At 40.0% G+C, this 10,542-nt stretch carries 9 protein-coding genes; 2 read left to right on the forward strand and 7 right to left on the reverse strand.

Annotated elements, in window-relative coordinates:
* Window positions 1-139: 139 nt before the first annotated feature.
* On the forward strand, window positions 140-781 hold the full coding sequence (psmB, locus tag IBX40_07370) for an archaeal proteasome endopeptidase complex subunit beta (protein ID MBE0524134.1): 642 nt from the start codon (window positions 140-142) through the stop codon (window positions 779-781).
* Window positions 782-876: 95 nt separating this feature from the next.
* A complete protein-coding gene (locus IBX40_07375) occupies window positions 877-2,787 on the forward strand; it encodes a beta-CASP ribonuclease aCPSF1 (protein MBE0524135.1) in 1,911 nt (636 codons plus the stop codon).
* A 52-nt stretch (window positions 2,788-2,839) separates the two neighbouring features.
* Here the strand turns inward: IBX40_07375 and IBX40_07380 are convergent, their stop codons facing one another.
* The 7 genes from IBX40_07380 to IBX40_07410 all read right to left on the reverse strand — a co-directional run bounded on the left by IBX40_07380 (window position 2,840) and on the right by IBX40_07410 (window position 10,463).
* Window positions 2,840-3,424, reverse strand: a complete 585-nt coding sequence (locus IBX40_07380) for a flippase-like domain-containing protein (GenBank protein MBE0524136.1) — start codon at window positions 3,422-3,424, stop codon at window positions 2,840-2,842.
* Window positions 3,384-3,488: a hypothetical protein gene (locus IBX40_07385; protein ID MBE0524137.1), complete on the reverse strand. Its 105-nt coding sequence runs from the start codon at window positions 3,486-3,488 to the stop codon at window positions 3,384-3,386. The genes IBX40_07380 and IBX40_07385 overlap by 41 nt, the downstream gene beginning before the upstream one ends.
* Window positions 3,489-3,665: 177 nt before the next feature.
* Window positions 3,666-5,873, reverse strand: a complete 2,208-nt coding sequence (locus IBX40_07390; GenBank protein MBE0524138.1) for a hypothetical protein — start codon at window positions 5,871-5,873, stop codon at window positions 3,666-3,668.
* Window positions 5,874-5,896: 23 nt separating this feature from the next.
* Complete coding sequence (locus IBX40_07395; protein MBE0524139.1) at window positions 5,897-7,372, reverse strand: flippase-like domain-containing protein; 1,476 nt, start codon at window positions 7,370-7,372, stop codon at window positions 5,897-5,899.
* Window positions 7,373-7,744: 372 nt separating this feature from the next.
* The gene (gene cofG, locus IBX40_07400; GenBank protein ID MBE0524140.1) at window positions 7,745-8,746 is read right to left on the reverse strand and encodes a 7,8-didemethyl-8-hydroxy-5-deazariboflavin synthase subunit CofG; all 1,002 of its coding nucleotides are present in this window, start codon (window positions 8,744-8,746) and stop codon (window positions 7,745-7,747) included.
* A 13-nt stretch (window positions 8,747-8,759) separates the two neighbouring features.
* Window positions 8,760-9,449, reverse strand: coding sequence for a potassium channel protein (locus IBX40_07405; protein ID MBE0524141.1), 690 nt, complete (start codon window positions 9,447-9,449; stop codon window positions 8,760-8,762).
* Between the two features lie 12 nt (window positions 9,450-9,461).
* Window positions 9,462-10,463: a potassium channel protein gene (locus IBX40_07410; GenBank protein ID MBE0524142.1), complete on the reverse strand. Its 1,002-nt coding sequence runs from the start codon at window positions 10,461-10,463 to the stop codon at window positions 9,462-9,464.
* Window positions 10,464-10,542 lie beyond the last annotated feature (79 nt).

Below are 10,542 nucleotides of genomic sequence, written 5' to 3' on the forward strand. Positions count from 1 at the left end.
GAAAATGTTATGGAAATTATTTTCATTCGGAACTACATATAATCGGAAGTACTGGGAAAGGGAAAACCTTTATATAGTGAGATATAATATTAAGAAAGGAATTAACTCATTTTTTCGTTTTTTGTATGAGGGTATATAGATGGTTAATGACAAAGTGTATGAAGGTACAACAACTATTGGAATAGTATGTGAAGAGGGCGTTGTCCTGGCAACAGAGAGCCGGGCTACCATGGGGAATTTTATTGCAAGTAAAGATGCAAAGAAAGTATACCAGATTGATGACCTTATGGGGATGACTACTGCAGGTTCTGTGGGTGATGCACAGCGACTTGTAAAAACATTACAGGTGGAGGCAAAACTTTACAGGATGCGCAGACAGGAAAGCATGACTGTAAAAGGTACTGCCAGTCTGCTGGCCAATATCCTTGCAGGCAATAGATATTATCCTTTTATGGTACAACTTTTAATAGGGGGATTTGACAAGAACGGTTCCAGTATTTATTCTTTGGACGCTTTGGGTGGTCAGCTTGAGGAGACAAAAGCTGTTTCAACAGGTTCCGGGTCTCCTTTTGCTTATGGTATATTGGAAGACAGGTTTAAAGAAAACATGTCAATAGATGAGGGGTTGGATCTGGCAGTCAGGGCGCTGCATAATGTTATGAAAAGAGATTCGGCTTCTGGGAATGGTATTAAAGCTGTAAAGATCACGGCAGAAGGGTATTTTGAGGTTGAAGATTCAGTTATTCAGGAGAAACGTGATAGTCTTAATGATGTTCTGTGATATTCCTTTATACAAAAAATAAAAACACACTTGAAAATTTTTTTAAAATAAATCTTATCTAGTTTTTTTGATTTTTCCAATAGGACGTAAATGCAATGTCATTAGAACATGTACTTGATGAATTAAAAGTAAAAATAACAAAAAAATTGCCAGTTGGAGTAACCATTTCAGATGTAGAGTTTGAAGGGCCTGAACTGGTTATTTATACCCCGGAACCGAAGAAATTCGCAGATAATGGGGATATAATCCGGAATCTGGCAAAAGACCTTCGAAAACGTTTGGTAGTCCGGCCAGACCCTGGAGTACTGGCAGAACCTGAAGTGGTCATCGAAAAAATTTCAAAGATCGTACCTGAAGATGCGGGTATCACCAGTCATTATTTTGAACCCGATACAGGTGAGGTTATAATAGAAGCTGAAAAACCTGGTATTGTAATTGGCAGGCATGGTAACACGTTACGAGAGATCACCAAAGAGATCGGCTGGACTCCGAAAGTTGTTAGGACCCCACCTATAAAATCATCCACAGTTAAGAATGTCCGTCAATATCTCAGAGACCACAAGGATGAGCGAAAAGCCCTGCTTAAAACAATGGGCCGCAAGATCCACAGGGAAATCTCATCTAAGGACAAGTGGGTCAGAATCACTGCTTTAGGAGGATGCCGAGAAGTGGGTCGTAGCTGCTTCTTGCTATCAACTCCAGAAACCAAGGTACTAATTGATTGTGGGGTCAACGTGGGTTCAGATGATAATGGGAGCCCTTATTTGTATATACCCGAAGTTACGCCTATAAACCAGATAGATGCAGTAATCCTGACCCATGCCCACCTGGACCATTGTGGACTGGTGCCCTTATTGTATAAATATGGATATGAGGGGCCTGTTTATTGCACACCACCAACCCGCGATTTGATGGCCCTGCTGCAGCTGGATTTTATTGATGTGGCAGCTAAGGAAGGAAAGACCATACCGTATGAGTCTACAATGATCAGGGAGACATTGAAGCATACTATAACACTGGATTATGGGGACGTTACTGATATTGCTCCTGATATGAAACTCACTATGCACAACGCCGGGCATATTATCGGGTCTTCGATAGTTCATTTCCATGTGGGGGATGGTTTGTATAATATCGCATTTACAGGGGATTACAAATATGAAAAGACCAGGCTGTTCGACCCGGCAGTAAATAATTTCCCCAGGATCGAGAGCATAATCACAGAATCTACATATGGCGGTTCTAAGGATATGCAGCCATCTAGAAAAGAAGCCGAGTTTAACCTGCAGGAGGTCGTGAAAGAGACCGTGAGTAGAGGAGGTACTGTACTTATCCCTGCATTTGCCGTTGGCAGAAGCCAGGAGGTCATGTTGGTTCTGGAAGAAGCTATCAGATTAGGTATCGTGGATAAGATCCCGGTCTATCTTGATGGTATGATCTGGGAGGCCACTGCAATCCATACTACATATCCTGAGTACTTAAACAGTGATCTTCGAAACCTTATATTCCATAAAGGCATGAATCCGTTCCTCTCAGAATGTTTTCAGCAGGTGGATTCTGTTGAGAAACGTAAAGATCTATTAACAAACCCCAGACCAGGTGTTATCCTGGCAACCTCAGGTATGATGAATGGCGGACCTATCATGGAATACCTCAGAGCCTATGGACCAGATGCCAAGAACTCACTTGTATTTGTGGGATACCAGGCAGAAGGGACCATGGGGCGCCGGCTGCAGAAGGGCTGGAGCGAAGTGCCTGTCCATCATAATGGGAGGACTGATACAATCAAGATCGAGCTGCAAGTACACACAGTAGATGGATTTTCAGGCCACTCTGACCGTAAGCAGTTGATGAGTTATATCAAGAAGATGAAACCAAGGCCTGAATATATTATGACAGAACATGGAGATGAAAAAAGCTGTCTGGATCTGGCTAGTTCATTGTATAGAAAATACAGGATCGAGACAAGGGCACCCATGAACCTGGAAACTATTAGGTTGGTTTGAATAATTGATATAAATCATCGCAATGATCTAGTATTTTTTCTACTTCTTTTTGCTAAACACATATACAACGCCACCCACCATCATCAGTCCCCAATAACTGATCGCTCTGTCCAGTATTGCGATCCCGGCTGAAACACCCCGGATCAACACCCACCAGGACAAAAACGCCTACAATGGCGAATTCAACAGCTCCTAAACCACCAGGAGTTGCCGGGAATGCTGACAACAGCGATGCTGCAAGTGCTACGACTACAATTAATGACAGGCTTATCCCCATATTATGAATTGGTGATAACGATTCAACAACTAAATATAACCTGGTAGTTTCCATGACCCATATTAATATTGTATAAAAAATGATCAATAAAATTGAATCCTTTTTTACCGATTCCTGAAGTCCTTCAGTAAAATTTATGAAAATCTGCCTGACCTTTATGGGGAGCTTGTTTGAAACAACCATTTTGCCTTTAGAAAACGCAATAATAATAATAATAATAATAGATATTAGTATAACCACAATGGAAAAACCTAGAGCTATAGCAATTCTTATTTCACTCGGACTATTTGTGCCAAATGTCAAAATACTTGAGACACCATTAGAATAACCAGATGGGCACACCCCATGATTTTCTGGCAAGATAACCTCTGTATACATCCCCCATTTTGGCAGGGATAATGCTGTTTGCGAACCACGACAGCATAAAGATCTCACTTGCAGTTAATATGATTTAACTAATTCCGGCCTGGATTATAACCCCAACTATAGTATCGAACTCTATACTGAGAATAACATGTAAAGCACGAAAACAGAAACAACAAATGAAATAATCGTTTTTGGCTCAGTAAGTTTTTTTATGGGCGATACGGGCTGTGATCCTTTAATCATCAGATCTCACCAATTTGTAAATGTGGACATTTGGGTTGAAATAAACAAGTTCAAATCGATCCGGATTGTCCTCAAAGGTCTTTATGGCATCATATCCGTTATAGCGCTCTATTTCAACACCTCCCACATAAACATAATCCACATTATATTTTTCAAGTATCTCGTTGACAGTATCAATATTGTTTGAAGTATATACAATACGCACGTCATTCCAACGCTCATCAATGGATTGTTTATTGTTTCTCCATGTCTTTTCATGTCCACCCCACCCCATCACAGTGGGTAGACCGGTAAAAGCGGTCACATGATTGTTCAATTCCCCCGATTGTCCGGGGCTTTGCAGGACAACTGGGGTCCTGCTCAGGTTATTTAGCCACATTACAGCTTCAAATTCATTTGGATACTTTTCATTAAAATAAGCTGATCCATCAAGCGTCAGATTGCCCTCAAAATTATCAGAATGGGAAATTGTTGCAAGAACAGGATACGTTAATGCTGCAAATATGAGAAAGATAGATAACAGCGTAAATGCTTTGTTCACATCCCTGGAGGGTCGAAACCGATCCCAGAGATGATAAAATGAGATGCCTGCAGCCAGGCCCCAGATGATCCAGTTCTGGAGATAAATCTTGAATACAGTATTTAGCCTGATATATTTAGGATATGTAACTCCCAATGAATCCTGAATGTAAAAGAGCTCACAGAACAATGAGAGTAAAGCTCCGATTAATATTAATAGATAAACGAACTGTGTTGTTGGATTTTCCTCTTTTATTACAGAATATATCGATAATGCTATTAGGGGAAGAATGACAATAAGTATCTGTATCTGGGTCAGGTAAGCTGCCACCAATAAAATGGCAAGCCCGATAACCATTATTTTAATATCAAGATAACCAGAATCATAAAAGCTGGCAATAGTGTAAATCATTATGAAGAAAAGCATAATTGCATACACTCCCAGATAAAAGAACAATTGGGTATGGCCGTACGTAACCAGTTTGATGGAATGGGATTCAGTAGATGCAAGATAGTACGGCAGGTACAATGCAATGCTTAATATGCCTACAATTACACCCACTCCAATTGTTCTTATCAGCTCTGAAGTGGACAAAAGCCTAATCCTTTTTTTAATACCAAAGGCATTTTCCACTTCTGCTGTTACTCGAATTCTCCATGCAATAAGAGCCATAATAAAGAAAATTGCGTATGTGGGATATTCCCATGAATTCAAAGGAAACATGAAACCCAATACCAGGGTGATAGAAGCTAAAAGGGGGATGTTATATTCTTTACTACTGCGTATCAATCCCAACAACAGGCTGATCATTAAAAGTTGAAATGCTATTGAGATCATATGGGCGTGCAGGTCGCCATGAATAAAACTAAAATATGGGAACTCGTTGATGGTGTTTGGTATTACCCTGCTGGTTGGCCAATAATAGTATGTGGATAATCTGGTCAAAATATCTGCATCCGGTACATTGAACAGACCGTAAAACCCGGGAATGAACAGGATAACAAGTAATTGAATAAATCCTGCAATATTGCCGAAGATCGTTACGAAAGCCATTATTAATATGCCGAAAACTTTGCCGTGGGTCAGCTCTTTACCTAAACCATAGGCTGCTGTGGAAGAAAGGGCGAACATTGTAGCAACTGCAAGGTTATAACCGATAGCTGAAGGGACAAAAGACAATTTAATCAAATTAGCAACAACCAGATAGCCGAAATAATAATACTGCATGGTCTCCCCAGACATCCAGGGATCCATGGGTGGAAAGCTGGTGCTGCGAAGTATCATATTAACAAAGCTCATATCCATGAACTTTTCTCCTCCGCCCCAATATATTTCAGGGGAAAAACCGCGGAAAATCACGAAAAGTATGAAGACGGCAGTAAATAGTATTTCAGTTCTGATCAGTTCATTTCTATCAATTGAGCATCTTCTTGCATAGAAAATCACCATCGATATAATGAATAATATTATCAATGCCAGCCCAACGATTGTGAGGCTGTAATTGAAACCTAAATTTGCCAAACTCCATGAAAAATATGTTACCACTACCAGACCCAGTATCCTGGATAACGCAACACCTTTGCCATCAAGATTCCTAAATATCCAGACAGTAAGAGGCAGAGCAGCAAGTCCGATTACCTCAAGGACCATCCACCACTTTGCAACTTCCAGCCATTCCATAAAAATCTCACGATTGTTATTGCTTATTTATCTTTTTTAATATTTACCAATTCATGCCAATTCATATTAAAGTGCATAAGGTATAATGCACCAAAGACAAGCGTTATGGAATTCTTAATAATATGATCGATAACAGCAGCAGTTGCACCAATATATCCTGCAATACCTGCGATCTTGAAAACAACAGTAAGGGCTCCCTCGTATGTACCTATGGCTCCCGGTGTAATTGGGAACAACTTGGCAAGATTTCCAATAGCCACTGCCAGGAAAACGACAGCAATTAGGGCTGAAACCGATATTGCATTATAAACCAGCGGAAAAGCTGTTAGTACAACAAAAGTGGTAACGATGTCAATTGTCCAGACTAAAATTGATGTTAAAAATACAATAATGAAGTCTTTAGGGTTAGTAGAAACAGTGAATATTTCATCAACAAACTTTCGTGCAATCCCTGCTACCCAATCGGTATAATCACCTGATTTTGAAAATCTGAGGATAATGCGTTCTATGGGTGATAAACCGTTATTCCCCCTGGATGAAAGAAAGAATATAGCAAAAAAGAACAGGACAATTACTGCAAGAGATGTGACAATTACAGGCATTACCCAATCGTCTACCGCAGCTTCAGCAGTCACGACCAGAACTGCGAGCATGCCTAAAACAGTTATGGCAATGATATCAAATACCCTCTCCACTGCCAAAGAGGACATACCTGTCGTTAACGGTATATCCTTTTCTTTTTTTAGTATATAAGCTCTGGAAATATCACCTATCCTGGCAGGTAATATTACATTGGCAGACTGGCTTATGAATATGCTGCCAGTTATGAAGTTCATGCCCTGTCTATGACCTAAACGGCTCAGAATATGTTTATATCGGATTCCTCTTACCGGCCATGAGAACAGATAGATGAACATAGCCAGCACGATCATCGAGGGCGAGGCTGTACCCAGAGCCTGCCAGATATTATCGATACCAACTAATGTAAATATCAAAAAAAGCAGCATTAATGCAAGAATGAAGGTAAAGATTACCTTTTTCCGGCGTCCTGTTCGTAGAGCATTCAACTGCCACCAGAGCCTGAAGATCTGGCTCCCCATCCCGATAACATCCTTGACCAGGTCTACTTTTGTAGTTCCCCCATGTCGCCACCTGACCGGGAATTCCTTGACTTTATAACCGCCTCGCTGTGCCCTGACAAGAAGTTCAGTGTCCCAGAACCAGTGCATATCTTCCACAGAATCCATGATCTCCAAAAGAGAATCTCTTTTGAATGCCTTGAACCCGCATTGATGGTCATATAACTTTGAACCCAGCATGGTGCGGGTGATAAAATTAAAACCTTTTGATGCAAATCCCCGCTTTGCAGGTCGTTTTACATCACTGGATGGCATCATCCTGGAACCTGTTGAAAAATCATACCCTTCATACCTGATGGCATCGATTAATTCTTTCAGGTGCACCATGTCTGTGGCCAGATCCACATCTATATAGCACAATATCTCGCCCTGTGCAGATCTGAATGACCTAATGAGAGCCTTTCCCCTCCCTTGCCGCTGGTCGCTGTGAAGGTGAATAACATAGTCCAGTTCAGATGCCAGCTGTGATGCTATTTTATCTGTTCCGTCAGTACTACCATCTTCAGCTATAATTATCTCAAAAGATGCGGATATATTCTCCAGGGTTTCGGCTGTTTTGACAACTGTATCCCTGAGACGGTTTGCCTCGTTGTAGGCAGGTAATACTAATGATACTTCGACAGTAATAAGTATGAGTCTCCTGTTGTTTTTATGATCTTAAGGTAAGTTTGGTACACTTGATAATATTAAGATACTATAATCTTATGTTAATGGTCTATTCTTGGAAAGAAATTATTTGGATTTCCTATATCCATCATCACCTGCAAATTGTTGGATCAGGGAACGTATCTCTTCACTGAACCAGCCTTTTTTAATGTGCAGAAGATAGATTGGAAGTCTTTCCTTTAGTTCAAACCTTTTACCCACCATTCTCTTCAATTCAGCAACTGATGGCCATTCATGGTCAGGATTGATATGATCAATGGTCTCAGGTGATATCCCGCCCAGATCAGTGGCGCCGTGATTGATAAGTATCTCAGGCGAAACCAGGTTTGGTGGCACCTGGATGGCGATATCTGATGATAGGATATTTTTTGCCTGATCCACAGTCCAGATCAAATCTTCAATTTGGGGGGGTGAATGATCTGCCATTTTTGTACCAGGTTTTGGAGTGAAATTCTGGATAATGACTTCCTGGATGTGTCCATATTTGTGGTGTAATGAATTAATGACATTAAGAGAGTCAATACGATCTTCCCGGGTCTCGCCTATACCAATTAGCAGTCCTGTGGTGAATGGGATTTTTAATAGTCCTGCGTCTTCGATGGTTCGTATTCTGACTTGTGGCATTTTGCCAGGACTGCCATTGTGAGCATCAAGTGCGGCAGTGGTTTCCAGCATCAGGCCCATACTGGCGTTCAAAGGTTTTAGGATCTCAAGTTCTTCGTAAGTTAATATGCCGGGATTGCAATGGGGCAGCAGTCCGATATTAATCGCCATTCGACACAGGTCTGCCAGATATTCAATAGTGCTGTCATAACCGATCTGTCTGAGCCGGTTAAGATATCCTGTTTCAGTTTCAGGCTTTTCCCCGAAAGTAAAAAGAGCTTCGGTACAGCCACTCCCTGCACCCGCCAAAAGAATATCTTCCACATCCTCAGGGGATAAGATATAAGAATCCGGATGATCCGGGCTTCGTTTAAAACCACAATAGGCACAGCTATTATGGCACATGTTTGTAACAGGAATGAAAACATTCCTGGAAAATGTTATGATTCGCTTGGGGTGAAACATAGATATGAGTGAACTATTTGATGAAATTCTTACTAAATCTTTCGATCTGTTCTTTATTTCCGAGAATTGCCAGGGTTAATCCTTCAGTTAACCTCATATTGGGATCTATCTCAGACATGGTCTTATCCCCTTCTTGAATTCCTATTACTGTACAGCCTATAATGTTGCGCAGATCAAGTTCGGCAAGAGTCTTACCTATAATATGCGAGTAAGCGTTAATAGTATATTTTTTGATCTCAATACCTTCATACATTAATATTGTCTCATCTTTTATTGGAAGATCATGAGGTAATAATGCTATCCGGCCCAGCATCTGTCCAGAGACTATGGTCAATGATGCCACATAATCGGCACCAGCTTTATACATTTTATCAATTGATTGTATTTCATTAGCCCTTGCTAAAATTATTGCACCAGGATTTAATTTTCTGGTTAACAATATGCTAAAAATAATGTCTGAATCAGACTCTATTGTTGTAATAATAGTTGAAGCTGTTTCAACACCCGCTTTTTTAAGTGTAGATTCAGATGTAGCTTCACCGATTATGTAAAAAAATTCTTCATCCTGAAATACCTCTTTGTTATGGTCCACAACCACAAAAGAAACACCTGCAGTAATTAACCTCTTGACAATACTTCGCCCCACATCACCGTAACCCAGAATAATAATATGTTTTTCCAGAAAAACCTCAGTTTCATGCATTTTTATCACATTTTAATGTGTAAATCGTTTTAATCGTTTCAATTGTTCTTTATTTCCAACTGCCAGCAATATGGAGTTCCTTTTAATTACATCATAGGACTTTGGATTTAAGGATAATTCACCACTTTTCCATAGGCCTACGATGTTTGCACCTGTTAATTCCCGGATTCGGGACTCCATAAGGGTCTTCTTTAATAGTTGACTTCCAGGGTAAATTGGGAATTCTGCTATCTCAAGATCGTCCATGAAATGTGTACTGTTGGTAATCCTGTCAGTCAAGGGTGCTACAGCCTTTCGTCCTATAAATGAACCCAGCAAAGCCTTAGGAGATATTACCCTGTTAGCCCCGGCATACTTCAGGTAATCTATATTATTCTTGTTTTCTACAATTGCGATGATCTCTACCTGGGAAAATTCTCTTGCCGACAATACAATACTGGCATTTTTTTCATCACTTTTGTTAGCTATAAGCATTTTTGCTCTGTAAATACCTGCTGCCTCCTGGACATTTTCCTTGCTGGGGTCTCCAAAAATACATATTATCCCATCTTTTACCAGCTTTCTTATTTGGTGTTCATTATCATCAATCACAAGAAATGGCATGTTATGGTCTTCCAGTTCATGTACAAGGGATTCGACCATAGTATTGTAACCACAGATAATAATGTGATTTTCCTGTTTTTTTCGTACTTTTTCCGGCAATTCTCCTATGATTAAGGATTCTATCCATGGCATTACCACAAAGGGAAACAGCAGGGCAAATAACATTATGACTCCTGACAAACTCACTATGATCGTGAATATCTGTCCAATAGGTGAGGTAAATACAATATCACCAAAACCTACAGTGGTCATTGTCATAATAACAAAATATAATGACTGGATAAAGCTGATCATTTCTCCTTCATAAGTTTCTTTAATAAAAATTGCAATAAAGTCATAAGAAATAACCAGAATCAATAGAAGTACCAGATATTCCCTAATTGTCCAGGCATGTTTTTTTATTTCTATCATCTCCACTTCAAATTATATAATCTGGGGACTGTCATATAGTATCGATATATACTAATATAAAGTATTCTTTGGTTGTGTT

This window comes from Methanosarcinales archaeon, assembly GCA_014859725.1.
Classification (GTDB): Archaea; Halobacteriota; Methanosarcinia; order Methanosarcinales; family Methanocomedenaceae; genus Kmv04.

Bases quoted from the DNA above. Each gene is read 5' to 3' on its own strand.
- IBX40_07405 (MBE0524141.1), bottom strand. From the start codon at position 9,449: ATGCATGAAACTGAGGTTTTTCTGGAAAAACATATTATTATTCTGGGT.
- cofG (MBE0524140.1), bottom strand. From the start codon at position 8,746: ATGTTTCACCCCAAGCGAATCATAACATTTTCCAGGAATGTTTTCATT.
- IBX40_07385 (MBE0524137.1), bottom strand. From the start codon at position 3,488: ATGCTGTCGTGGTTCGCAAACAGCATTATCCCTGCCAAAATGGGGGAT.
- IBX40_07390 (MBE0524138.1), bottom strand. From the start codon at position 5,873: ATGGAATGGCTGGAAGTTGCAAAGTGGTGGATGGTCCTTGAGGTAATC.
- psmB (MBE0524134.1), top strand. From the start codon at position 140: ATGGTTAATGACAAAGTGTATGAAGGTACAACAACTATTGGAATAGTA.
- IBX40_07375 (MBE0524135.1), top strand. From the start codon at position 877: ATGTCATTAGAACATGTACTTGATGAATTAAAAGTAAAAATAACAAAA.
- IBX40_07410 (MBE0524142.1), bottom strand. From the start codon at position 10,463: ATGATAGAAATAAAAAAACATGCCTGGACAATTAGGGAATATCTGGTA.